Here is a 26,011-nt window from a genome sequence, read left to right on the forward strand (position 1 = left end):
TTTTGGCTGTGCGTGAAAAATACTATTTTCAAACCGACCATATAAGGTTATCAGACAACCCTACAAGATATTTTCTCACGATACAGCAATCAAAGTGTTTCAAGCCAGGGATTAGGTTAAGGCTGGAACACGCAAAGGGAGGCATTAATGCATATTGCAATTATCGGCGCGGCAGGCATGGTTGGCCGCAAACTCACTGAACGCCTTGTTCGTGATGGCGCTCTGGATGGCAAGACCATCGAAAAGTTCACTCTGCTCGACGTCATTCAGCCTGAGAAGCCAGCAGGCTTTACCGGTGCTGTTGAAACCCGCGCCGCCGATCTCTCGGCGTCAGGCGAAGCTGAAAAGCTGGTTGAAAGCCGCCCGGACGTGATTTTCCACCTCGCCGCCATCGTATCGGGCGAAGCAGAGCTGGACTTCGACAAGGGTTACCGCATCAACCTTGATGGCACCCGTTATCTCTTTGATGCCATTCGCATTGCCAACGGCAAGGATGGCTACAAGCCACGCGTTGTCTTCACGTCTTCGATTGCGGTATTTGGCGCACCACTGCCTTATCCGATCCCTGACGAATTCCACACCACACCGCTGACAAGCTACGGCACCCAAAAGGCAATTTGCGAACTTCTGCTGTCCGATTACAGCCGTCGCGGTTTCTTTGAAGGTATCGGCATTCGTCTGCCAACCATCTGCATTCGTCCCGGCAAGCCAAACGCCGCAGCATCGGGTTTCTTTTCCAACATCCTGCGCGAGCCACTGGTTGGTCAGGAAGCAGTCTTGCCAGTTCCAGAAAGCGTTCGTCACTGGCACGCTTCGCCGCGCTCTGCCGTCGGCTTCCTCATCCATGGCGCGACTATCGACGTTGCAAAGGTTGGTCCACGCCGCAACATCTCCATGCCGGGCCTCAGCGCCACCGTTGGCGAACAGATCGAAGCACTGCGCAAGGTTGCCGGTGAAAAGGCTGTTGGCCTCATCCGTCGCGAACCGAACGAAATGATCATGCGCATGTGCGACGGCTGGGCACCCGGCTTTGAAGCAAAGCGCGCACGCGAACTCGGCTTCACCGCTGAAAACTCCTTCGAAGAGATCATTCGCGCCCACATCGACGACGAACTCGGTGGAAACATCTGATGGGCAACGTGGGAGGGAAAGCAACAATCGCGTTTATCGGCACCGGCCTTATGGGCGGGCCGATGGCTCACAACCTGTTGAAGAACGGGTTTACCGTGCGTGTCTGGAACCGCAGCGTTGAAAAGGCTGAGGCACTTGTCACTCACGGTGCAGTATTGGCTCCCTCCCCGGCAGAGGCTGCCACGGGCGCGGATATTGTCGTCACCATGCTGAGCGACGGCCAGGCCGTTGGTGAAGTGCTGTTTGAGAAGGGCGTTGCCAACGCTCTAAAAAAAGGCGCGGTCATTATCGACAGCAGTTCGATCGCTCCACCGATTGCCCGCGAACATGCCGGCAAACTCGCGGAGATCGGATTGGCTCACGTCGACGCTCCGGTATCCGGTGGCGTTCCCGGCGCGACCGCTGGAACGCTGGCCATCATGGCCGGCGGCGACGAGAAAATCGTTGCCAGCCTGGCAGATGTTTTTGCTGCCATGGGCCGCGTGACTTATGTTGGTCCTTCCGGTGCAGGCCAACTTTGCAAACTCGCCAACCAGCAGATTGTTGCCGTAACGATTGGCGCTGTGGCGGAAGCCATGATGCTGGTGGAAGCCGGTGGCGCATCCCGCGAAGGTTTCCGCAATGCTATCCGTGGCGGTTTTGCCGAAAGCCGCATTCTGGAACTGCATGGCGAGCGCATGGTGAAGCGTAATTTCGTGCCCGGCGGTCCTTCCAAATTCCAGCTCAAGGACCTCAATGGCGTCATGGCCATGGCGGAACAACTGTCGCTTGATTTGCCGCTGACGGCACAGGTTAGGCAGGAATTTGCCGACTTCGTTAATGACGGCGGCGCCGATATCGATCATAGCGGTCTGCTGATCCACCTTGAAAAACTGAACAACCGTCAGAAGGACTGAGCTGCGCCATGGCCCAAGAGATTACCGGAAAACGCCGCTTGCGTTCGCAGGACTGGTTTGACAACCCCGATCACATCGACATGGCAGCGCTCTATCTCGAGCGCTTCATGAACTACGGCGTGACGCCGGAAGAACTTCGTTCCGGCAAGCCCGTCATCGGCATTGCCCAGAGCGGCAGCGACCTGACCCCATGCAACCGGGTCCATGTTGAGTTGGTCAAGCGCGTGCGCGACGGCATTCGTGATGCCGGTGGTATTCCGATCGAATTCCCCACCCATCCGATCTTCGAGAACTGCAAACGCCCGACAGCAGCCCTCGACCGCAACCTTGCCTATCTTGGTCTGGTCGAAATTCTCTACGGTTACCCGCTCGATGGCGTCGTTCTGACCACCGGCTGCGACAAGACTACGCCATCTGCGCTGATGGCAGCCAGCACGGTCGACATTCCGGCCATTGTTCTATCCGGCGGCCCAATGCTTGACGGATATCACGACGGTGATCTGGTTGGCTCCGGCACGGTGATCTGGCGTATGCGCCGCAAATACGGTGCAGGTGAAATCACCCGCGAAGAATTCCTCGAGGCAGCACTCGAATCGGCACCATCGGTCGGCCACTGCAACACCATGGGTACAGCATCGACCATGAACGCCATGGCTGAAGCGCTCGGCATGTCGCTAACCGGCTGCGGAGCCATTCCTGCCGCCTACCGCGAGCGGGGCCAGATGGCTTACCGTACCGGCAGACGCGCCGTGGAACTGGTCATCGAAGACATCAAGCCATCGGACATCCTGACCCGCGAATCCTTCCTCAATGCCGTTCGCGTCAACTCCGCCATTGGTGGTTCCACCAATGCCCAGCCGCACCTTGCTGCCATGGCGCAGCATGCCGGTGTCGAGTTGAAGGAAGAGGACTGGCAGGTTCACGGTTACGACATTCCACTGCTGGCCAACGTACAGCCGGCCGGCAAATGGCTGGGTGAAAAATACCACCGCGCAGGCGGCACGCCGGCGATCATGTGGGAACTGCTGCAAGCCGGAAAACTGGATGGCAGCTGTCGCACCGTTACCGGCAAGACGATGGCGGAAAACCTGTCAGGCCGCGAAGCCACCGACCGTGACGTTATTCTGCCCTATGATGCGCCGTTAAAAGAGCGTGCAGGTTTCCTTGTTCTGAAGGGCAATCTGTTCAATTTCGCCATCATGAAAACCAGCGTTATCTCCGACGAGTTCCGCCAACGTTATCTGAGCGAACCGGGTAATGAAGGTGTGTTCCAGGGCAAATGCGTGGTATTCGACGGCTCTGAGGATTATCACGCCCGCATCAACGATCCTTCGCTGGATATCGATGAGCGTACGATCCTGGTTATTCGTGGCGCTGGTCCGCTCGGTTGGCCGGGCTCTGCCGAAGTGGTCAACATGCAGCCACCGGATGCACTGTTGAAGCGTGGTATTACCAGCCTGCCGACCATTGGCGACGGACGCCAGTCCGGCACGGCCGACAGCCCTTCCATTCTCAATGCATCACCTGAAAGTGCGGCAGGTGGCGGATTGGCCTGGTTGCGTTCCGGAGACATTATCCGCATCGACTTTAACGTCGGAGAATGCAATATGCTCGTCCCGGACGAGGAGATTGCCCGCCGCAAGGCTGATGGTATCCCTCCGGTTCCGGCAGATGCCACGCCGTGGCAGCGCATCTATCGAAAGTCGGTTACCCAGCTTTCGGATGGTGCAATTTTGGAAGGTGCAGCAGATTTTCGCCGGATCGCCGAGAAAATGCCGCGGCACAATCATTGACCGCAAGGTCCGAGCATGAACAGGGAGCATGTTTTTAAATGACCATCTATCAAAATCTTATTGCCGGTGAGTGGACTGGAACCAACAGTTCGCAGAACATCAATCCATCTGACACCAACGAAGTTGTTGGCCTTTACGCGCAGGCTTCTTCTGAAGATGCCCAGTCTGCTATCGCAGCCGCCAAGGCAGCATTCCCTGCATGGTCGCGTTCCGGCATTCTGGAGCGTCACAGCATTCTGAAGAAGACTGCGGACGAAATCCTTGCTCGCAAGGAAGAACTCGGCGCGCTTCTGGCCCGTGAAGAAGGCAAGGTTCTGGCTGAAGGTATCGGCGAAACCATCCGCGCTGCGCAGATCTTTGATTTCTTTGCTGGCGAAGCACTGCGTCTGGCCGGTGAGGTTCTGCCGTCTGCCCGTCCAAACATCGGTGTTGAAATCACCCGCGAACCGCTCGGCGTTATTGGCATCATCACGCCATGGAACTTCCCGATCGCTATTCCAGCGTGGAAGATCGCACCTGCACTGTGCTACGGCAACACCATCGTCTTCAAGCCTGCCGATCTGGTTCCAGGTTGCGCATGGGCCATCGTTGACATCCTGCACCGCGCAGGCCTGCCAAAGGGCGTTCTGAACCTCGTTATGGGCCGTGGCTCGGTCGTTGGTCAGGCCATGCTTGACAGCAAGGACCTTGCCGGCATCACCTTCACCGGTTCGACAGGCACTGGCCAGCGCGTTGCAGCGTCTTCACTGCCGTTCAACCGTAAATTCCAGCTTGAAATGGGTGGCAAGAACCCGTTCGTCGTTCTCGACGACGCTGATCTCGGCGTTGCCGTTGAAGCTGCTGCAAACTCCGGCTTCTACTCCACCGGACAACGTTGCACGGCATCTTCGCGCATCATCGTGACCGAAGGCATCCACGACAAGTTCGTGGCCGCCCTGACCGAACGTCTTGCCAAGATCAACGTTGGCAACGCGCTCGACAAGGACACCCATGTTGGTCCGGTTGTTGATGAAAAGCAGCTCAAGCAGGACACCGATTACATTGAAATCGGCAAGAAGGAAGGCGCGAAGCTGGCCTTCGGTGGCGAAGTGCTCAAGCGCGACACCCCCGGCTTCTTCCTGCAGCCTGCTCTGTTTACCGAAGCGACCAACGACATGCGTATTTCGCAGGAAGAAATCTTCGGACCGGTTGCTGCTGTTATCCGCGTCAAGAACTACGACGAAGCGCTGGCTGTTGCCAACGACACGCCGTTTGGTTTGGCATCCGGTATCGCCACCACCAGCCTGAAGCACGCCACCCACTTCAAGCGCAATGCTGAAGCTGGTATGGTCATGGTCAACCTGCCAACCGCAGGCGTGGACTTCCACGTTCCGTTTGGTGGACGCAAGGCATCGTCCTTTGGTCCTCGCGAACAGGGCAAGTACGCTTCAGAATTCTTCACCACTGTGAAGACAGCTTACACTCTGGCCTGATCCGCCAACGAATTATGAGACAAGACGATCCCCGGCCAAGCGCCGGGGATTTTCGTTTGGCCACCTGAAACGCGTCATCCTTTTGCGGTTTGACTGGCCGCAAAACCGTCTTATGGTTTTGCCGACCTACCCCGTGCCCCATCCCCGCCTGAAAGGATATCCCGCATGACCAGTATTGCAATGATTGAAGCCGCACGTCAGCGTATTGGCGATCAGGCGCGCCGCACACCATTGCTGTCCTCTCACTTTCTGGATGAGATTGCCGGGCGAAAAATCCTTGTGAAAGCTGAGTGCTTGCAGCGAACCGGCTCTTTCAAATTCCGCGGAGGATGGTCCGCCGTTTCAGCATTGGATCCAGATGTTCGAAGTCGCGGCGTTATTGCCTTTTCCTCTGGTAATCACGCGCAGGGCGTTGCTCATGCCGCAGCGCTGCATGGTGTACCCTCCGTCATCATCATGCCGGAAGATGCTCCGAAGATCAAAATAGATAACACCAAGGCATTTGGCGCAGAGGTGGTGCTTTTTGACCGTGCCAAGGATGATCGTGATGCGCTTGGCGCCCGTCTGGCCAGCGAGCGCCAACTGACGTTGATCAAACCCTTCGATGAACCTCAGGTCATTGCGGGCCAAGGTACCGTTGGTCTAGAAATCGCAGAACAGGCGGCAGAACTGGGCATTCAAAAAGCTGACGTCCTGATCCCTTGCGGTGGCGGTGGACTGACCTCCGGCATCGCACTTGCATTGGAGGCCAAGGCACCGGGCCTGACCGCCCGCCCCTGCGAACCCGAAGACTTCGATGACACAACCCGCTCTCTGAAAAGCGGTAAGATCGAAAGAAATGCCAGATTGGCCGGGTCACCGTGCGACGCCATCATCACACCGCAACCGGGCAACATCACTTTTCCAATCATGAAAGCCCTGTGTGGTGAGGGAATCGTGGTTACTGAAGAAGAAGCTTTGCAAGCCATGGTCTTGGCATTCACACGTCTCAAAATCGTGCTGGAGCCCGGTGGTTCCGTAGCACTTGCCGCCGCACTTTTTCGCGGCGATGCACTTTCTGGTGACGAAGTTATTGTTGTCGCGTCAGGCGGCAATGTCGAGCCGGACGTCATGCGCGGCGCACTCTCCCGGTACGCCTGATGGATCGGGCAGCCTTAAACTTTATGCCAAATGAGCCAGCGACGGAACCGACTGGGCCAAGCGGCGTTCTTTAGACGGAGATGAGGACAGGCTTTGCTCGATCGAGGCCAAAAACATCAGTATTTTTCCGAAGGGGCCGCATGGTTGAAAATTTATCTCTACACAATTGGTAGAGATAAGATTAATCTTTGTTAACAGTCGGCAAAGCCGCAATGGAGGAAACCGCGATGACCTATATGAAGGCAGAGAAAGTCAAAACTTTTTCGACATCGTCTACACCCCGGAGCACGTGGAGCAGCACGCTGAACAGTGCACTTGTCGGCGCAAGCTTCCTGTTTGTCGCAGCTGTGGTCTGCGGACTGTTTGCCTAATATTTTTTTAAAAATCCTCCCATATTTTAAGAAAAGGCCGGTTGTTAAACTGGCCTTTTTATTGTCCGGGAGATCGCTTTCACGCCTTGAGGTAATCCTCGACCAGTTCTGCCCAGAACGCCGTGCCGATCGGCAGAATGTCATCATTGAAGTCATATTTGGGATGGTGAAGCGGCGGATCGTTTTCCGTGCGCGCACTGCCCAGGAAGAAATATGCACCGGGCCGCTTTTCCAGCATATAGGCAAAATCTTCAGCCCCCATCGAGGGGCGCTGCATCTCGGCTACATTGTCATCTCCGGCAAAATGTCGAGCAAGATCAAAGATATAATCCGTTTCAACCTTGTGATTGATTGTGGCGTTATAACCACGCTGATAGTCGATATCGACACTCATGCCGTAGCTTGCGGCCTGTCCTTCCGCGATCTGACGAATGCGCTTTTCCAGCTCATCACGCACTCCGGGATCGAAGGAACGAATGGTCAGCGACATCTGCGATGTCTCGGGAATGACGTTACTTGCAACACCGGCATGGAACGCCCCAACCGTCACGACGGCCGACAGCTGCGGGTGAATGTTGCGCGACACGATGGTCTGTAACGCCATGATGATGCTTGCACCCGCCACGATCGGATCTGAAGCATCCTGGGGCTCGGCTCCATGCCCTCCATAACCCTTTACGGTGATGGTGCATTCATCGACGGCCGCCAGCAGCGGTCCGTCACGGAGGATAAACTTGCCAAAAGGCTGGCCGGGATCATTGTGCAGGCCAAATACCGCATCACAGGGGAATTTTTCGAACAGGCCGTCCTCAATCATAATGCGGGCCCCACCGAAATTTTCCTCGGCGGGCTGGAAAATCAGGTGCACGACGCCGTCGAAATTGCGGCGCTCGGCAATGATCTTGGCCGCGCCCAGCAACATTGCCGTATGACCATCGTGTCCGCAGGCATGCATCACGCCGGGATGCTCGCTCTTATACGCGGCACCGGTTTCCTCATGAATCGGCAGCGCGTCAATATCCGCCCGGATACCGACAGAACGCGTGGAACTGCCATTGCGAAGAGTGGCGACAACACCTGTACCGGCCAGACCGCGCGTTACCTCATAGCCCAGAGCCACCAGCTGTTCCGCGACAAAATCCGAGGTCTTGAATTCCGAAAGCCCGATTTCAGGAAACCGGTGCAAATGCTGTCGCGTGGCAACCACGTCGGGCATGTGGTTTGCAAATTTTTGTGAAACGGAGAATTGGCGCGTCATGATCAGCTTCCGGTTTATTCAGTCATACGAACATGTGCTTGGACAATCGAGATCCGACACACTGAAAGATGAAGCTTTAGCAGCATCCGGACAGGCTTGTAAGGCCTCCACATGGTCCGTGAATTTCACCAAAGCAGCGGGGCAAAAATGACTTTGCGGCCCCGACTACGTTTTGTCGCGCAAAGGGGCCAAGGCCATTGAAATGATTCAACTCTTGCATCCAAACGCAACAGGTGGCATGGAACTGTAAATGGTCCGGTTTGGTCTTTTGCTACAGGCGGTTAAACGTTCTTACGAGTGAAATGATGATCACGAAGGTAAAACCGGAAAACCATGTTGGCTTGGGGGGAGTTCGCCAGATCGCACGCGATTGCTGGGGCAGTTTGTCCTGAAGAATGCGCTTGCCTCAAACGACTGATATTCAACGATTTCCGACACTGCGACCCAAAAATGCCACTATCATGGGAAAGCAGAGTTGTAGTGAATTAATGACTGTCTGAACAAAAAATCCATATTTTCGTTCAGACTATAGACTGGCCTGCCCGCAACGCCGAAAGTCCTTTTTGATGTTGCGAAGCGGGTAAACAATTAAATCTTTCATCACACAGAATTACGAGCCGATGTCCTTCCATATCACGCCGAAAGCCGCCGCCCGTGAAGCCGAGAGCAAGCAGATCGATCACAACGATTCGATCCGCTCTGACTATCTTGCTATGGAGGAGCTGAATGCATATGGCGCCTCTCTGTCGCGGGACGGTGCAAGTGACCTCCCTGGGTTCATGAGCTTCGATTTCTTCGCCCGCCACCGGGAGAATGAAAAGGAGATTTTACGCGTCTATCGCGCAACAGCGGCCGATGTAGAAAATGGCGCAACGATCACGCCGGCGGCCGAATGGTTGCTGGACAATCACTACGTCATCGAGGAAGCCATTCAGGAAGTTCGGCGCGATTTCCCGCGACGCTTCTATCGCCAGCTTCCAACCATGCAGATCGGTGATGTCACTATCCCGCGCGTCATGGCGCTGGCATGGCTTTATGTTGCCCACACGCACAGCACGGTTTCCCGTGAAAGCCTGACGGCACTGATTGAAGGTTACCAGACCACAAATACCCTGCAGATCGGCGAGCTTTGGGCGCTTCCGTCCATCCTGCGTTTTGTGCTTATCGAAAACCTGCGCCGCATCGCGTTTCGCGTCGACCGCTCGCGTCGTATGCGCCAGAAGGCCAATGAGGTTGCCGACGAGATCATTCGCCTGAATGACCCGGAAGCATCCGTCGAGGTTCTCAAACGCATCGACAATTTCGCTGAAGATCGCACCTTCGCGACGCAGTTCCTGTATCGCCTACGCAACGGTTCGCAGAGCTCAGGTTTCGCCGTCTCCTGGCTGGAAGAGCGCCTGATCAGCGCCGGTACAGACGCCGAAGAAGTGATGATGGCGGAGCATAACCGCCTCGCCTCTGGCAACGTGACGATGGGCAACATCGTCAAGAGCCTGCGTGAAATCGACGATACCGAATGGTCTGTATGGTTTGAAGAGGTCAGCCATATCGACAAGGTGCTGCGTGAGCACACCGATTACAGCGTTCTGGATTTCGGTTCGCGCAACACCTACCGCAACACGATCGAGCTGCTGGCGCGCCGTTCCGGTAAGACAGAAGTGGAAGTGGCACAGCTGGCGGTCGACATGGTCACCGCAGCAGAACAGGCCAATGAACACCATCCGCATGTTCCTAACGTCGGCACATTCCTGGTCGGACGCCGCCGCAAGGAGTTGGAGGAAGCGATTGGCTATCGCCCGCTGATTGCCCAGCATGTCGTTCGTTCGGTGCGCAAATTCCATTGGATGGCAGTTGCGGTTCCAGTTGTTCTGCTGACAGTGCTTGCCATGACCGTAGCCGGTTGGCTGCTGGGTCGCGCCGGCATGGAATGGTACGTCATTCTTGCCTTCCTGCTGATGTTTTCTCTGCCTGCATCCGAAGGTGCAACGGGCCTGTTCAACACCTTGGTCACGCTGTTCGTCAAGCCGTTCCGGCTTGTCGGATACGAGTTCAAGGAAGGCATCCCGCAGGATGCCCGCACGCTTGTTGCGGTTCCCTGTCTGATTACCAACCGCGATAGCGTCGATGAACTCGTGCGTAACCTCGAGGTCCATTACCTCGCCAATCCGCATGGCGCGATTTCCTTTGCGCTGATCAGCGACTGGCGTGACGCCAAGACCGAGGAAATGGCCGGCGACCAGGAAGTTCTGGATTATGCCCGCAAGGAAATAGCGCGTCTCAATACGCGTTACCCATACAGTGACGGCCAGCGTTTCCACATTTTCCACCGCCGTCGTCTCTACAATCCGTCCGAAGGCGTGTGGATGGGCTGGGAGCGCAAGCGCGGCAAACTGCACGAACTGAATCTGCTTCTGCGCGGCGACAAGGACACCAGCTTTATCGCAGGTCTCGAAAATGTACCGCTCGATGTCCGTTACGTTATGACGCTTGATGCCGACACACGCCTGATGCGTGAAGCAGTTACCAAGCTTGTCGGCAAGATGCACCACCCGATCAACCGCCCGGTTCACGATCCAGAAACCGGACGTGTCATCTACGGTTACGGCCTTCTGCAGCCGCGTGTAACGCCATCCCTGACCACGGGCAAAGACGCTTCGGTGTTCCAGCGCGTCTATTCGATCAACCGAGGTATCGACCCTTACGTCTTTACCGTGTCGGACGTCTATCAGGACTTGACCGCCGAAGGCACCTTTACCGGCAAGGGCCTTTACGACATTGACGCGTTTGAAACCGCCCTTAAGGGTCAGGTGGATGAAAACGCCGTTCTCAGCCACGACCTTCTCGAAGGTTCGTTTGCGCGCTGCGCCCTGATCACCGACGTTGAGCTGGTCGAAGATTTCCCGACCCGTTACGAAGTGGAAGTATCACGCCAGCATCGCTGGGCACGTGGCGACTGGCAGCTGCTGCCTTACATTCTGGAAGCCAAGCGTGGTGTGACAGCCATTGGCCGCTGGAAGATGATCGACAACCTCCGTCGCTCGCTGACGCCGATCGCATGGTTCTTCGCATCTGTTCTCGGCTGGTACTTCATGGACCCGCTCGGCGCGCTGATCTGGCAGATCCTGCTGATCTTCTCGCTGTTTGTGGCTCCGACCCTGTCCATTCTTTCGGGCATTGTTCCGCCAAGCACCGACATCATTCCACGCGCGCATTTCCACACGCTTTGGTCTGAAATTCGCGCCACAAATGCGCAGGTTGCTCTGCGTATCGTGTTTATTGCTGATTCTGCCTGCATGATGACCGACGCGATTGGTCGCTCGCTTTACCGCCTGTTTGTCAGCCACAAGCTGATGCTGGAATGGAAAACGGCGGCAAGCGTGCAATCCAGCGCGCAGGGCAGTATTACCGACTATTACCGCACCATGTGGCATGCACCGGTTATCGCGCTTTTGGGTCTGCTGTTTGCGGCACTTCCAGGCGACAATGCCTTCCTGGTCGGGATTCCATTTGCTGTGCTGTGGGTATTGTCTCCAGTCGTCGCCTGGTATGTCAGCCAGTCGGCTGAAACCGAAGACCGTCTGTTTGTGGCCGATCACGTCTCTGACGAATTGCGCAAGATCGCGCGTCGGACATGGCGTTATTACGAAGAGTTTGTCACGCCCGAGCAGAACCACCTGCCGCCGGACAACTTCCAGGAAACACCGCAGCCGCTTGTTGCCGAGAGAACGTCTCCGACCAATATCGGCGTTTATCTGCTGTCGGTGATTTCGGCCCGCCATTTCGGTTGGATCAGCTTTGCAGACACCATCGACCGGATGGAAAAAACCATCACCACCGTCGAGAGCATGGAGAAATACCGCGGCCACCTGCTCAACTGGTACCACACCGATACGCTGGCGCCTCTTGGCCCGCACTATATTTCGGCGGTGGACAGCGGTAACCTTGCGGGTCATTTGATTGCGGTGTCGTCTGCGTGCCGTGAATGGTGTGAAGCGCCATCCGCTCACCTTCAGGGCAACCTCAATGGTATTGGCGACGTCGCCGGTATTCTTCAGGAATGCCTCAAGTCCCTGCCGGACGATCGCAAGAACCTGCGACCGCTGCACCGTCGTCTCGAAGAGCGCATCACCGGCTTTGCCAATGCCTTAGCATCGGTCAAGCGCGAACACGAGTTTGCATCGATCCGCGTCATCAATCTTGCTGTGCTGGCACGTGACATCCAGAAACTCGCTTTCAACCTTGATCACGAGGTCGATTCCACACAGAGCGCCGAAGTCACCCATTGGGCGGCACTTCTGGTCAATGTCTGTGAAGCACATATCTCTGACAGCGCTTTCGACCTGACCAATATTGAACCGGTGCGTCAGCGACTCGCCGCTCTGCGTGACCGCGCGCGCTCCCTCGCCTTCTCGATGGACTTTACCTTCCTTTATCGCAAGGATCGTCGTCTACTTTCAATTGGTTACCGCGCAGATAGCAAGGAATTGGACGAAGCCTGCTACGACCTTCTGGCATCCGAGTGCCGTCTGACCAGCCTTTTCGCCATTGCCAAGGGCGATCTGCCAACCGAACACTGGTATCGTCTTGGCCGCCAGGTCGTGCCGGTTGGTGCGCAGGGTGCGCTGGTATCATGGTCCGGCTCCATGTTCGAATATCTGATGCCGCCACTGGTCATGCAGGAGCGTCAGGGTGGTATTCTCAACCAGACCAACAATCTTGTGGTTGTTGAACAGATGAACCACGGTCGTCGCCTCGGCACGCCGTGGGGCATTTCTGAAGCGGCCTTTAACGCCCGCGACCACCAGATGAACTACCAGTACACTAACTTTGGTGTGCCGAGCCTCGGTCTCAAACGTGGCCTTGGCCAGAACGCAGTGATCGCACCTTATGCGTCGATCCTCGCCAGCCAGTACAATCCGGAAGCAGCCCTCGAAAACCTCGAGAAGCTGCGTAAACTCGGCGCACTTGGCCAATATGGTTTCCACGACGCCGTGGACTTCACGCCAACCCGCGTGCCGGATGGCAAGACATGCGCCGTGGTTTACAACTACTATGCCCACCACCACGGCATGTCGATTGCAGCCATTGCCAACGTGGTGTTCGACGGCCGTCTGCGTGAACTTTTCCATTCCGATCCGGTTATCGAAGCCGCGGAACTGCTGTTGCAGGAAAAGGCACCGCGCGAAATACCGGTCATGAGCGCCAAATACGAGCCGGAAACACCCGGCAAGGAACAGGCAGATCTGTTGCGCTCGGAAGTGCGCACCGTGACAGACCCGGCCATCAAGGACCGCGAAGTCGTGTTCCTGTCTAACGGTCACTATTCGACCATGCTAACCGCCACCGGTTCGGGTTACTCCCGCTGGAACGGCCTTGGCATATCCCGCTGGAAAGCAGATCCGACCGAAGACCGTTGGGGCACCTTCATCTTCCTACGCGACACGACGACAGGTGAATGGTGGAGCGCAACCACGGAACCAAGAGTAGCCGAGGGAGAAAAGACAAAGGTCGTGTTCAGCGATGACAAGGCCGAGTTCCATAAGACCACAGGCGACCTGACCAGCACCGTCGAATGCATTGTCGCCACCGAGCATGATGCCGAAGGGCGTCGTGTAACATTGCTGAACGTTGGTTCGGAAGACCGTTACATCGAAGTGACGTCCTATATGGAGCCGGTCATTGGTGCAGAAGACGATGACAACGCACACCCTGTCTTCTCACGCATGTTCCTGCAAACCGAAATCGGCCGTCGTGGCGACGTCATTCGGGCATGGCGAAATAAACGCACCCCGAATGAACCGGGCACCGTTATCGCGCACCTGACAGCCGACACCACCGGTACATCGCGTCCGACAGAATTCGAAACCGATCGCAGACGCTTCATCGGCCGCGGCCGCACGCTTGCGGAAGCAGCAGCCTTTGATTCCGGCGCAAGCCTTTCAGGTTCGGACGGCGTTACGCTCGATCCAATCCTGTCTCTGCGCCGTGTTGTCCGCGTTCCGGCCGGCAAGAAAGTCAGCATCATCTTCTGGACGATTGCTGGACCAAGCCGCGAAGAAGTCGATAAGGCGATTGACCGCTACCGTCACCCGGATGCGTTTGCCCACGAGCTTGTTCATGCCTGGACAAGAACCCAGGTGCAGATGCGCCACGTTGGCGTTACCTCGCAGCAGGCTGCCGCTTTCCAGCATCTCGGCCGTTATCTGGTCTATCCGGACATGCACATGCGCATCGATGCGGCGACTGTCCAAAACACGCTCGCATCACAACGCAAGCTCTGGCCATTGTCCATTTCGGGCGATTATCCGATCTTCAGCCTGCGCATCAATGACGACATGGACATGGAAATTGCGCGTGAGGCGCTCAGTGCCCATGAATATCTACGTTCGCGCGGTGTACTGTTCGATCTGGTAATCGTTAATGAACGCGCCACCTCTTACGCGCAGGACATGCAGCACGCGCTGGATGTCATTTCCGAAGGACAGCGCCGTATCAACCCGGCAGATGGCGGCAAACCGCATGTCTTCTCCGTCCGCAAGGATTTGACGGATGAGGAAACATGGGCAGCCTTGCTGGCTGCGTCACGCGTTGTCCTGCACGCCCGCAATGGCAAGATTGTCGATCAGGTCAACCGTGCAGTGTCGCTATTTGCAGCGCACCGCACACCAGATGGCAGCGACAGTATTGTTCCACTGCCCGCCGAGCAGTTCCCGGCAGCCCAAGCCGTGGACAACGCGGGCGATCTGGATTTCTGGAACGGCTTTGGCGGCTTCAACAAGGTTGGTGACGAATACATCGTGCGTCTGCGCGGCGGTCAGTCGACGCCGCAGCCGTGGATCAATGTGATCTCCAATGAAAACTTCGGTTTCCACATTTCAGCGGAAGGCGCAGGATTTAGCTGGAGCCGCAATTCGCGCGACTATCAGCTGACACCATGGTCGAATGATCCGGTCAGCAACCGTCCTGGCGAAGCATTTTATGTGACTGATCTGGACAGTGGCAAACTGCACAGCCCGCTCGCCACGCTGTCACGCAATCCGGAGCTTGTCTTTGAAGCCCGCCACGGCTTTGGCGTTTCAAGCTTCACGGTTGAAGACAATGGTCTGGCGCTTGGCCTGACGCAGACGGTAGACCGCAATCATCCGGTCAAGCTGTCACGCTTGACCATCAAGAACACCAGCTGCGAAACCCGCCGCCTGCGGACCTATGGTTATGTTGAATGGGTGCTTGGCAATAATCGCCAGAAAACCGCACCGTTCATCCTCAGTTCGCATGACGAAGAAACCGGTGCACTGCTGGCAACCAATGCCTACAGCATTGACTATAGCGGCAACTTCGCCGTCTTTGCGTCAGACAGCAGCAAAGCCGGCTACTCGACCAGCAGACGCGAGTTCATCGGTCGCCATGGCAGTGTTGTCAAACCAAAGAGTGCGGCAACAGGTGCAAGCCTGTCCGGCAGCATCGAGCAGGACGGTGATCCGTGCGCAGCACTGAGCCAGGATCTGACACTGGCGCCGGGCGAAGAAAAGAGTGTCCTGTTCTATCTTGGCGACGCCGACAGTGCTGACGCTGCCAAGGCACTGGTCAAGGATATTCGCGCGACGGATTTTGACGCAACCGTCAAAGCAAACCGCGATTTCTGGAATGACTTTACCGGCCGCCTGCAGGTTGAAACGCCAGACAAGGCGTTTAACCACATGGTCAATCGCTGGCTGCCCTATCAGGCCCTGTCTTGCCGTCTGATGGCACGCACCGCCTTTTACCAGTCGAGCGGCGCATTTGGTTTCCGTGACCAGCTGCAGGATACACTTGCCTTCCTCATCCAGCAGCCGGAACTGGCCAGAGGCCAGATCATTCGTGCAGCTGGCCGCCAGTTCGCGGAAGGCGACGTTCAACACTGGTGGCTGCCAAACAGCGGCGCGGGTGTACGGACACTGATCTCGGACGACGTTGTCTGGCTTGGCTTCGCCATCAATCAGTATCTGGCGGCAACGGGCGACACCGCTATCCTTGAGGAACAGATCCCGTTCTTGAAAGGCCAGCAGCTTCTGCCGGGTCAGCACGACGCATTCTTTGAGCCTGAAGTTTCGAGCGAAACGGTAAGCCTCTATGAACACGCGGCGCTGGCGCTTGATCTGGCAATTGCCCGCACCGGCGAAAACGGTCTGCCACTCATTTTGGGCGGCGACTGGAACGATGGCATGAACCGTGTTGGCACCAGCGGACGCGGCACCAGCGTGTGGCTTGGCTGGTTCCTGGCCGGTACGTTGCGTGACTTCATCGGTGTTGCCGAACAGCGCGGCGACCATAAACGCGCCAAAGCGTGGAAAACCCATCGCGATCGACTGCGTTCAGCACTCGAAACAGCCGGTTGGGACGGTAGCTACTACCGTCGTGGATATTACGACGACGGTACGCCACTCGGCTCCTCTGAAAGCGACGAATGCCGTATCGATTCTCTTGGACAGAGCTGGAGTGTTCTGTCCGGTGAAGGTGAAGATGCCCGTTCGCAGCAAGCCATGAATGCCGTGCTTGAGCAGCTGGTGGATAGTGAAAAAGGCATCATTCGCCTGTTCACACCACCGCTTTCCAAAACCGATCAGGATCCCGGTTATATCAAGGCCTATCCGGCCGGTGTGCGTGAGAATGGTGGCCAGTATACCCACGCAGCCACCTGGGTTGTGATGGCGCTGGCCAAACTTGGTCGCACGCAGGATGCATGGAAATGCTTCTCGCTGCTGAATCCGGTCAACCATGCGACCGATGCCACCTCGGCGGAACACTATCGCGTTGAGCCTTATGTCGTAGCAGCTGACGTGTACGGCGAAGGCGCTCTTGCCGGTCGTGGTGGCTGGAGCTGGTACACTGGCTCTGCCGGTTGGCTCTACCGCGCAGCCGTCGAGAGCATTCTTGGCCTGAAACGTGAAAATGGCGAGCTTCACATCAATCCTGCTATTCCGCAGGAATGGGATGGCTTCTCTGCCGACATCAACGTCGATGGCAAGGTCCGCAAAATCACGGTTAAGCGCTCCGGCGATACTGTGACTGTCTCGGTGGATGGCAAGCCACTGGACGCCGCAAAGCGTACAATCAAGCTCGGCTAAGTCTCTTCCCCGAACCGACACCGGTTCGGGATGAGGACGAACCTCAGACGATAACCGCCACCTGCAAGGGTGGCGGTTCTTTTTTGTCTGCAGTCTGCGTATTTCAAATGAGGGGCGCTCAATACCAGCCAGCAATACGGAGGTTCTGGCCGACCAGACAGCCTACGATGGACGGCACAAAAAAACCTCCGTTCGCAAACGGAGGTTTTCAGATTAATGACAATCGACAGATGACTGAGGTTCAACCCATCAGGTCAAGGCAGGAGCCGTTTGGCGATTGCCCTCTTCCGACAAGATGCCACTGGTGCGCAGAAGCGATGCAAAGCGGCCGTCACGGGCACTCAGCTCATCAAACGTACCCATTTCAATGATGCGTCCGTGATCTAGGAACAGCACGAGGTCAGCGTCCCGCACGGTCGAAAGACGGTGGGCAATAATGAAGGTGGTGCGGTTCTTGCGCAGCGTATCGACCGCCGCCTTGACGCGCGCTTCTGTTTCAACGTCTAGCGCACTGGTCGCCTCGTCAAGAACCAGAATAGGCGCATTCTTCAAGATGGCACGTGCGATCGCAACACGTTGGCGTTCACCACCCGACAGACGGTTACCGCGCTCACCAACATGGGTGTCATATCCCTCCGAACGACCAACGATAAAATCGGTCGCCGCAGCCGCTGTCGCCGCTTCAGCAATCTCGGCATCCGTTGCATCCATGCGGCCAAGACCAATATTGTCACGGATACTGCGGTTGAGAAGACCGGCATCCTGGAAAACAGTGGCAATGTTGTTGCGCAAGGATTTGCGCGTCACCGTCGAGATGTCGATATTATCGATGAGGATTTTGCCCTGACCGGGATCATATACACGCTGCAACAGGTTGATGAGCGTGGTTTTACCGGCACCGGTTGGCCCGACAATGGCAATTGTCTGCCCCGCTTGCGCAATGAAGGAGACGTTGCGAACGCCCTGCGTGGTATTGACAAAATCAAAGGACACATCGCGGAATTCCACCGTGCCTGCCGCATGGCCAAGATCCTTGGCATCCAGTGGTTCTTCACGGTCCTTTACGCTGTCCTCCAGCGTGAAGAAGTCTTCGAGCTTGGAGCGGGCTTCGAAAATCTGTGTCGCAAAGGCACGCATTTGATCAAGACGACCAATCAGCAGGTTGGCAAAACCGATAAAGGCAATGACATCGCCAACGCGCAGTTCGCCGCTGCGAACCAGAAGTGTGCCGATAATCAGGATGATCATCATCGATACGGTGGATGCCGTGCGGTTCAACGCACTAGCCAGCGCCCACCAGTCTAGAACAGGATACTGTGCGCTCAACAGGCGCTCGGTAAAGCCCTTCAGTGCCTTTGTCTCTGCTTCAATCCGGTTATAGCTGTGCAGCACGGAGACGTTGCTGATCGAATCGCTGACATGCGAAAAAACCGTGTGGTAGTGTTTTTCCACAGCAGCCTGACCATTCTTCGTCCGCTGCATGACCATTCTGCCGATGATCCAGTAAACCACACCCAGCGCAATCAGCACGAAGCTAAGACGCAGATCCATGGAAATGGCTGTCGGGATAAGCAGCAGAAGGGCAACGGCCGTTGCCAGGTGCGTGCGCATGAATTCCAGCCACAGGCCAAACAGGGTTTCACTGGCGCGCAGGAGCGTATGCAGCGCATTGGAAGTACCACGTTGCTGATGCCAGGAAAGCGGCATGGAAATGATGCGCCCGAAGGCTTCTGTCAGCAGGGTAGCGCGCCGTCCATGCGCCAGCCGATCGGCCTCACGCGCCACAAGCACATAGGCAATGGTGTTGAAAACACCAAAGGCCGCCCAGATCATCAGGATGCCGGTTGCATCACTGCCGCTCGAAATCGCATCAATAATGCGACCGAACAGAATAGGCTCGGCAATGCTGATTGCCGCCAGGATGACGTTGGCGATCACAACGATCCCGACGCGCAAACGGTTTTCTGCGAGATAACGAAGGGCTCTTGCGTAAACCTGAAACAGTGTCAATTTCGTATCCAATCCTCATGAAGCCGGCTTCAAACTCCGGTATTCATTTTTCGCCTTCGGGTGCACGCGCAAATCGCACGCGAAGTTCAAAAAAAGTCCCTGTGCTGAACTATCAAATAAACCGCACAACTCATAGCATTTGATGGTTCAATGGTTTGTATTTCCTGGAGAGCATGGCAAGATTTAGCCGTTGTGTTTTAGGTATTGATAACCAAATGGGGTGAAACCTGACCGCGGTCTAACCTGCGTAACATGACGTCACCAAAAAACGGTTCGGGTCCATAGTTATGTAGGATTTATGCCAATTTCGGGACGTGCATCGTCATGCGTCATATAAATGAGTTTCTTTTCATCTGCTCGGAAGCCGACACGAGAGAAGAACTTCTGACTGGTTTCGGACGCCTTCTGGAACAGTATAACTTCAAGTTTTTCATATTTTTCAAGCGTTCGCAGGACGATGTGGACGATCTTGGCACTCCTCTCGGCGAAAAATTGCCGGAGGGCTGGCGCGATTATTATCACAGCCGCAAATACCCGCTGATCGATCCGACACGCAAAATGCTGGCCTCTTCCCATCGTCCGTTCAGATGGCAGAATAGCGTTGGCCCGTTCAAGCCAACCGCATATCGCAAGCGTATTGCCAGATTGTTTCAAGATAGTGCCCGTTACGGCATGACAGACGGATATGTCTTCCCGATCCACGGCCGTGGCGGCTTGTTGGGCAGCGTCTGGATTGCAGGCGAACCGGGCGACATGGCGCCTTCGGAATTGGCACTTTTTGATGCCGCTGCCCGCGCCACCTTCTGGCGCCTTCTGGAACTCTCACAGGACGATGCTGCAAAGCTGGACATGCCGCTGCCACCGGAAATTCGTCTCACCCAGAGAGAGATGGATATTCTGATTTTGCTGTCAAAGGGCATGACGTCCCCAGAAATGGGCAAAGAGCTGTCAATCTCCAGCCATACGGTCGACTGGTATATCAACGGCATTCAGCGGAAGCTCCATGCCCGCAATCGCCAACATGCCATCGCTCTGGCATTCCGCTACGGACTTATTTCCTGATCTCAACCGATTGGTCTTCTGTCGAGCGAACGCTTTGGCGCTGAATAGCCCTTCCCAAGACAGGGTTTTGCTGCTTAATTTCGCGCTGCAACATATATGCATCCGCGACGATTTTGGGAGACCGTCTTGAAGATATCGAAAATTCTTGTAGCGAACCGATCCGAGATAGCGATCCGTGTATTCCGTGCAGCCAACGAGCTGGGAATAAAAACGGTGGCGATCTGGGCTGAGGAAGACAAACTTTCGCTGCACAGGTTCAAGGCGGATGAAAGCTATCAGGTTGGTCGCGGCCCCCATCTGGCCAAGGACATGGGACCAATCGAAAGCTACCTGTCGATTGAGGAAATTATTCGCGTTGCCAAACTTTCCGGCGCCGATGCCATCCATCCAGGCTATGGCCTCCTGTCCGAAAGTCCAGAGTTTGTAGAGGCCTGTAACGTTGCAGGTATCATTTTTATCGGTCCTACCGCCGACACGATGCGCCAGCTTGGCAACAAGGTAGCAGCCCGTAATCTGGCAATTTCTGTTGGCGTACCCGTCGTACCGGCAACCGACCCGCTGCCTGAAGACATGGCCGAGGTCGAGCGTATGGCCGAACAGATCGGTTATCCGGTAATGCTGAAAGCCTCTTGGGGCGGGGGCGGACGCGGCATGCGCGCCATCCGCAAAAAGGAAGATCTGGCGCGTGAGGTTATGGAAGCCAAGCGCGAAGCCAAGGCTGCCTTTGGCAAGGATGAAGTTTATCTGGAGAAGCTGGTCGAGCGTGCACGCCACGTTGAAAGCCAGGTGCTTGGCGATACGCACGGCAATGTCGTGCATCTATTTGAGCGTGATTGTTCCATTCAGCGCCGTAACCAAAAGGTCGTCGAACGCGCGCCTGCCCCTTACCTTTCGGAAGAACAACGTCAGGAACTGGCCAATTACTCGCTGAAAATTGCCGCTGCCACCAATTACATCGGCGCGGGCACCGTCGAGTACCTGATGGATTCCGACACCGGAAAATTCTACTTCATCGAAGTTAACCCGCGCATTCAGGTGGAACACACGGTTACCGAAGTTGTGACCGGTATCGATATCGTCAAGGCGCAGATTCATATTCTCGAAGGTGAAGCGATCGGCACGCCCGAATCCGGCGTACCAAAGCAGGCTGACATTCGTCTCAATGGTCACGCACTGCAGTGCCGTATCACCACCGAAGATCCGGAACACAACTTCATTCCTGACTACGGCCGTATCACCGCCTATCGTTCGGCAGCCGGCTTCGGCATTCGTCTGGATGGCGGCACGGCTTACACCGGCGCTATCATCACCCGTTATTACGACCCGCTGCTGGTCAAGGTAACAGCATCAGGCGGAACACCACAGGAAGCCATCAGCCGCATGGACCGCGCGCTGCGCGAGTTCCGTATTCGCGGCGTTGCAACCAACCTGACCTTCCTTGAAGCCATCATCGGCCATGAAAAGTTCCGCAACAACACCTACACGACACGTTTCATCGACTCGACACCAGAGCTGTTCCAACAGGTCAAACGGCAGGACCGTGCCACCAAACTGTTGACCTATCTGGCTGATGTGACCGTCAACGGCCACCCGGAAACCAAGGGTCGCGCCACACCATCGGACAAAGCTGCCAAGCCGATTGTACCTTACATCGACAAGGCCATTCCCGACGGCACGAAGCAACTGCTGGACAAGCTAGGGCCGAAAGGTTTTGCCGAGTGGATGCGCAATGAAAAGCGCGTTCTCGTCACTGACACCACCATGCGCGATGGCCACCAGTCGCTGCTGGCCACCCGTGTGCGCACCCATGACATTGCCAGCGTTGCCAATGTTTACGCCAAGGCACTGCCGCAACTGCTGTCTCTGGAATGCTGGGGCGGCGCGACATTTGACGTATCGATGCGCTTCCTGACGGAAGATCCTTGGGAACGCCTGTCGCTGATCCGTGAGGGCGCACCGAACCTCTTGCTTCAAATGCTGCTGCGCGGTGCCAATGGCGTTGGTTACAAGAATTACCCGGACAATGTCGTCAAATATTTCGTGCGTCAGGCTGCCAAGGGTGGCGTAGACCTGTTCCGTGTGTTCGACTGCCTCAACTGGGTTGAGAACATGCGCGTCTCGATGGATGCCATAGCCGAAGAAAACAAGCTGTGTGAAGCAACCATCTGCTACACGGGCGATATTCTGAATTCGGCGCGCCCGAAATATGACCTGAAATATTATACCAACCTTGCAGGCGAACTCGAAAAGGCTGGCGCCCATATTATCGCCGTCAAGGACATGGCCGGCCTGCTGAAGCCAGCAGCCGCAAAGGTTCTGTTTACCGCGCTGCGTGAAGCGACATCCCTGCCAATTCACTTCCACACCCATGACACGTCAGGCATTTCGGCTGCGACCGTTCTTGCCGCCGTCGATGCAGGCGTGGACGCGGTGGATGCAGCCATGGATGCGCTTTCCGGCAATACATCCCAGCCTTGCCTGGGCTCGATTGTCGAAGCCCTCTCCGGCACCGAGCGTGATACTGGCCTTGATCCGGAATGGATCAGACGTATTTCCTTCTATTGGGAAGCGGTACGCGGGCAGTACGCAGCCTTTGAAAGCGACCTTAAGGGACCAGCTTCAGAAGTTTACTTGCATGAAATGCCCGGTGGACAGTTCACAAACCTCAAGGAACAGGCCCGTTCGCTTGGCCTTGAAAGCCGTTGGCACGAAGTGGCGCAGGCTTATGCTGACGCCAACCGCATGTTCGGTGACATCGTCAAGGTAACGCCTTCGTCCAAGGTTGTTGGTGATATGGCCTTGATGATGGTCAGCCAGGATCTAACGGTTGCGGATGTCGAAAACCCTGACAAGGATATCGCGTTCCCTGAATCTGTTGTCTCCATGCTGAAGGGCGATCTCGGACAATCACCAGCCGGCTGGCCGGAAGGCCTGCAGAAGAAGGCTCTGAAGGGCGACAAGCCCTACACAGTACGTCCCGGTTCACTGCTGGAAGATGCTGATCTGGATGCAGAACGCAAAACCATCGACGCGAAGATCGGTCGTACCGTCAATGACTTCGAATTCGCATCCTATCTGATGTATCCGAAGGTGTTTACGGACTTTGCTTTGGCATCCGAGCAATATGGGCCTGTGTCAGTTCTTCCCACCCACGCCTATTTCTACGGCATGGCAGATGGCGAGGAACTGTTTGCCGATATCGAACGCGGCAAGACACTGGTCATCGTCAATCAGGCGATGAGCGGCACCGACGACAAGGGCATGGTCACCGTGTTCTTCGAAATCAACGGTCAGCCACGCCGCATCAAGGTGCCAGATCGTGCCCATGGCGCATCCGGCTCTGCTGTTCGTCGCAAGGCTGAGCCAGCCAATGGCGCACATCTCGGCGCACCAATGCCAGGCGTCATCTCTCGCGTCTTCGTCAACCAAGGCCAGACGATCAAGGCAGGTGATGTATTGCTGTCGATCGAAGCCATGAAGATGGAAACAGCACTGCACGCAGAAAAGGACGGCACAATCGCTGAAGTTCTGGTGCGCGCAGGCGATCAGATCGACGCCAAGGACCTGCTGGTCATCTACGGCGAGTAACAGAATTGCCACTCATGGCCCTTCAACATCATGCCCGCTGAAAGGCGGGCATTTTTGTTCTTGCTGTTTTAACTCAACCGATTTATGCGTGTTTTTGCACGTTTATTCACGATTGATAGTCAATGTCCAAAACAGAGCATTTTGTAAGCGAAAGACAGGCCTTCATTCTCTCGGAACTCGAGACGAAGGGTCGTGTCATTGCGCAGGAACTCGCCCAGATCTTCAGCACGTCGGAGGATACCATCCGCCGTGACCTGCGCGAGATGGCCGCCCGCGGTGAATGTGAACGCGTTTATGGTGGTGCATTAAAGACAACAGGCATCACAACGCCACTACAGACGCGGCTGACCGAAAAAACCGATCGCAAAGCGCTTCTCGCACAAAAGGTCGTCTCTCTGCTCAGCGAGGGAATGGTTGTTTTTATCGATGCCGGCTCGACAAATCTCGCGGTCGCACGTCAGATACCGCAGGATTTGCGTCTGACGGCGATTACCAACACACCCATCATTGCCGCAGAACTTGCAAGTAAATCTGGTGTTGATCTTATTGTGATTGGCGGCAAAGTCGACGCTAATGTCGGCGCCTCCATTGACGCCACGGCCCTGCGGCAGCTGGAACAGGTACGTCCTGATCTGTGTATTCTCGGCGCCTGCGGCATGACTCTGGAACATGGCCTTGCTGCAGACATTTACGAGGATGCGGTTTTCAAGCGCCTGGCATGCCAGGCAAGTGCAAAAATATTGGCCGCCATTACCCGTGAAAAACTTGGCCACAAGGCCGCCTTCAATGTGTGTGATCTCGGTGATCCGCTGTCGCTCATTCTCGAACATCAGGCAAATCCGGTCTTCAGCGATGCGTTGATCGCTCGCGGCATTGAAATTCACATGGCCGCATCCGCTTCATTACAACCCGTAATCCCCAATTCCTGAGGATAACTCCAATGTCTGGCTCTGCCATGAACACCACCTTGCCCGTCCGCACGCCCTATATGACGAGAACCCGACTGGCCATTTCTCTGCTGTTCCTGATGAACGGTTTCATGATGGGTTCCTGGGCACCAATGATCCCGGAATTTGCCCACCGGCTTTCCTTGAGTGAAAGCCAGCTCGGTCTTGTCATCTTGATGTTCGGCGTCGGATCACTGCTGATGATGCCAGTGGCAGGCGCAAAAATCGCCCGTTACGGCTCCAGAAAAGTGTCACTGACAGCCGCCGTTGCGTTTCTGCCGACCCTTCTGCTGATCACTCTCACCAACAACATCTGGAGCGGTGTGGCTGCAGTGGTATTGTTCGGTGGTCTTACAGGTGCCATGGACGTGGCGATGAATGCCAACGCTGTCGCAACAGAGCGCAGCATGCGCCGCTCGATCATGTCGTCTTGCCATGCCTTCTGGAGCCTTGGCGGCTTGCTCGGTGCTGGTCTTGGCGGCTTGCTCATCAAACAGATCGGCGTTTATGGCCATGCTATAACCCTGACGGTGGTCGCCGCAATCCTGCTGACAATCGCATGGCCACGTGTTCTTGCCGATCCTCCGCATCCTGAACAATACCACGAAAAGCTTCGCCTGCCGATGACACCACTACCTTGGATCATTGGTATCATGGCGCTGTTTTCCATGGTGCCGGAAGGCGCGATCCTTGACTGGGGTGCACTTTATCTGCGCAATGAACTTGGCGCTTCGGTCACCGCCTCGGGTTTTGCCTTCGCCGCATTCTCTATGACAATGGCCATCATGCGTTTCGCAGGCGATCTGGTGCGTGACCGGTTTGGTGCCGTAAACACCTTGCGTGTGTGCTCGGTGATCTCGATTATCGGCCTGTTGATTGCCGGCATCGCCACCAACCCGGTTGTCGCTATCGCCGGCTTTGCTATCGCCGGTATCGGTATTTCCAACATGGTGCCAATTGCCTTCTCGGCGGCTGGCAACATGCCGGGCCTCGCACCGGGCATTGGCCTCTCGGTTGTAACAACCATGGGGTATTCCGGTATTCTGGTTGCCCCATCTGCGATCGGCTTCATAGCCGAGCATATCGGGCTTGGAACAGTATTCATCGGCCTGCCGGTACTGCACGTTATCGTCCTGCTTCTCTCGAGGCTGGCCCGCCACGCAGATGGTGCCAGCGGCCACTGACCGGTTTCAACCGCAGAAAAATGTCCGCCACATCAACTGGCGGACATATCGACAT

General features: G+C 56.0%; 13 protein-coding genes. 11 read left to right on the top strand and 2 right to left on the bottom strand.

The window, feature by feature from the left end; genetic code table 11:
* The first annotated feature begins 147 nt into the window (after positions 1-147).
* The 6 genes from denD to PYL13_RS00890 all read left to right on the top strand — a co-directional run bounded on the left by denD (position 148) and on the right by PYL13_RS00890 (position 6,803).
* Positions 148-1,131, top strand: coding sequence for a D-erythronate dehydrogenase (denD, locus tag PYL13_RS00865; RefSeq protein ID WP_275643376.1), 984 nt, complete (start codon positions 148-150; stop codon positions 1,129-1,131).
* A complete protein-coding gene (locus tag PYL13_RS00870) occupies positions 1,131-2,027 on the top strand; it encodes an NAD(P)-dependent oxidoreductase (protein ID WP_275643377.1) in 897 nt (298 codons plus the stop codon). Before denD ends, PYL13_RS00870 begins: the two co-directional genes overlap by 1 nt.
* A gap of 8 nt (positions 2,028-2,035) precedes the next feature.
* Positions 2,036-3,820 carry an IlvD/Edd family dehydratase gene (locus tag PYL13_RS00875; protein WP_275643378.1) on the top strand — a complete coding sequence of 595 codons (1,785 nt, stop codon included), beginning with the start codon at positions 2,036-2,038 and terminating at the stop codon, positions 3,818-3,820.
* Between the two features lie 38 nt (positions 3,821-3,858).
* A complete protein-coding gene (locus PYL13_RS00880; RefSeq protein ID WP_192490503.1) occupies positions 3,859-5,292 on the top strand; it encodes an aldehyde dehydrogenase family protein in 1,434 nt (477 codons plus the stop codon).
* A gap of 165 nt (positions 5,293-5,457) precedes the next feature.
* Positions 5,458-6,432, top strand: a complete 975-nt coding sequence (locus PYL13_RS00885) for a threonine ammonia-lyase (protein ID WP_275643379.1) — start codon at positions 5,458-5,460, stop codon at positions 6,430-6,432.
* A gap of 227 nt (positions 6,433-6,659) precedes the next feature.
* Positions 6,660-6,803, top strand: a complete 144-nt coding sequence (locus tag PYL13_RS00890) for a hypothetical protein (protein ID WP_250984215.1) — start codon at positions 6,660-6,662, stop codon at positions 6,801-6,803.
* A 79-nt stretch (positions 6,804-6,882) separates the two neighbouring features.
* On the opposite strand, the gene PYL13_RS00895 is transcribed toward PYL13_RS00890, so the two are convergent.
* Positions 6,883-8,061, bottom strand: coding sequence for a M20 aminoacylase family protein (locus tag PYL13_RS00895; RefSeq protein WP_275643380.1), 1,179 nt, complete (start codon positions 8,059-8,061; stop codon positions 6,883-6,885).
* A gap of 620 nt (positions 8,062-8,681) precedes the next feature.
* On the opposite strand from PYL13_RS00895, the gene PYL13_RS00900 reads away from it, so the two are divergent.
* On the top strand, positions 8,682-17,165 hold the full coding sequence (locus PYL13_RS00900) for a GH36-type glycosyl hydrolase domain-containing protein (protein ID WP_275643381.1): 8,484 nt from the start codon (positions 8,682-8,684) through the stop codon (positions 17,163-17,165).
* Positions 17,166-17,414: 249 nt separating this feature from the next.
* Here PYL13_RS00900 and PYL13_RS00905 read toward each other — a convergent pair whose 3' ends face one another.
* On the bottom strand, positions 17,415-19,175 hold the full coding sequence (locus tag PYL13_RS00905) for a glucan ABC transporter ATP-binding protein/ permease (protein ID WP_275643382.1): 1,761 nt from the start codon (positions 19,173-19,175) through the stop codon (positions 17,415-17,417).
* A 324-nt stretch (positions 19,176-19,499) separates the two neighbouring features.
* On the opposite strand from PYL13_RS00905, the gene PYL13_RS00910 reads away from it, so the two are divergent.
* From PYL13_RS00910 to PYL13_RS00925, 4 genes are all read left to right on the top strand, one after another.
* Positions 19,500-20,237 (top strand): helix-turn-helix transcriptional regulator, encoded by a 738-nt coding sequence (locus PYL13_RS00910; RefSeq protein WP_275643383.1) that lies wholly within the window; start codon positions 19,500-19,502, stop codon positions 20,235-20,237.
* Between the two features lie 126 nt (positions 20,238-20,363).
* Positions 20,364-23,825, top strand: coding sequence for a pyruvate carboxylase (gene pyc / locus PYL13_RS00915; protein ID WP_275643384.1), 3,462 nt, complete (start codon positions 20,364-20,366; stop codon positions 23,823-23,825).
* A gap of 122 nt (positions 23,826-23,947) precedes the next feature.
* Positions 23,948-24,754, top strand: coding sequence for a DeoR/GlpR family DNA-binding transcription regulator (locus PYL13_RS00920; RefSeq protein ID WP_275643385.1), 807 nt, complete (start codon positions 23,948-23,950; stop codon positions 24,752-24,754).
* A gap of 11 nt (positions 24,755-24,765) precedes the next feature.
* Complete coding sequence (locus tag PYL13_RS00925; protein WP_275643386.1) at positions 24,766-25,956, top strand: MFS transporter; 1,191 nt, start codon at positions 24,766-24,768, stop codon at positions 25,954-25,956.
* Positions 25,957-26,011 lie beyond the last annotated feature (55 nt).

Source organism: Agrobacterium sp. Azo12 (assembly GCF_029193765.2).
Taxonomy (GTDB): domain Bacteria; phylum Pseudomonadota; class Alphaproteobacteria; order Rhizobiales; family Rhizobiaceae; genus Agrobacterium.

Excerpts from the sequence above, each read along its gene's own strand:
- denD (WP_275643376.1), top strand. The coding sequence starts at position 148 with ATGCATATTGCAATTATCGGCGCGGCAGGCATGGTTGGCCGCAAACTC.
- PYL13_RS00895 (WP_275643380.1), bottom strand. The coding sequence starts at position 8,061 with ATGACGCGCCAATTCTCCGTTTCACAAAAATTTGCAAACCACATGCCC.
- PYL13_RS00885 (WP_275643379.1), top strand. The coding sequence starts at position 5,458 with ATGACCAGTATTGCAATGATTGAAGCCGCACGTCAGCGTATTGGCGAT.
- PYL13_RS00875 (WP_275643378.1), top strand. The coding sequence starts at position 2,036 with ATGGCCCAAGAGATTACCGGAAAACGCCGCTTGCGTTCGCAGGACTGG.
- PYL13_RS00880 (WP_192490503.1), top strand. The coding sequence starts at position 3,859 with ATGACCATCTATCAAAATCTTATTGCCGGTGAGTGGACTGGAACCAAC.
- PYL13_RS00920 (WP_275643385.1), top strand. The coding sequence starts at position 23,948 with ATGTCCAAAACAGAGCATTTTGTAAGCGAAAGACAGGCCTTCATTCTC.
- PYL13_RS00870 (WP_275643377.1), top strand. The coding sequence starts at position 1,131 with ATGGGCAACGTGGGAGGGAAAGCAACAATCGCGTTTATCGGCACCGGC.
- PYL13_RS00900 (WP_275643381.1), top strand. The coding sequence starts at position 8,682 with ATGTCCTTCCATATCACGCCGAAAGCCGCCGCCCGTGAAGCCGAGAGC.
- PYL13_RS00890 (WP_250984215.1), top strand. The coding sequence starts at position 6,660 with ATGACCTATATGAAGGCAGAGAAAGTCAAAACTTTTTCGACATCGTCT.
- PYL13_RS00910 (WP_275643383.1), top strand. The coding sequence starts at position 19,500 with ATGCGTCATATAAATGAGTTTCTTTTCATCTGCTCGGAAGCCGACACG.
- PYL13_RS00925 (WP_275643386.1), top strand. The coding sequence starts at position 24,766 with ATGTCTGGCTCTGCCATGAACACCACCTTGCCCGTCCGCACGCCCTAT.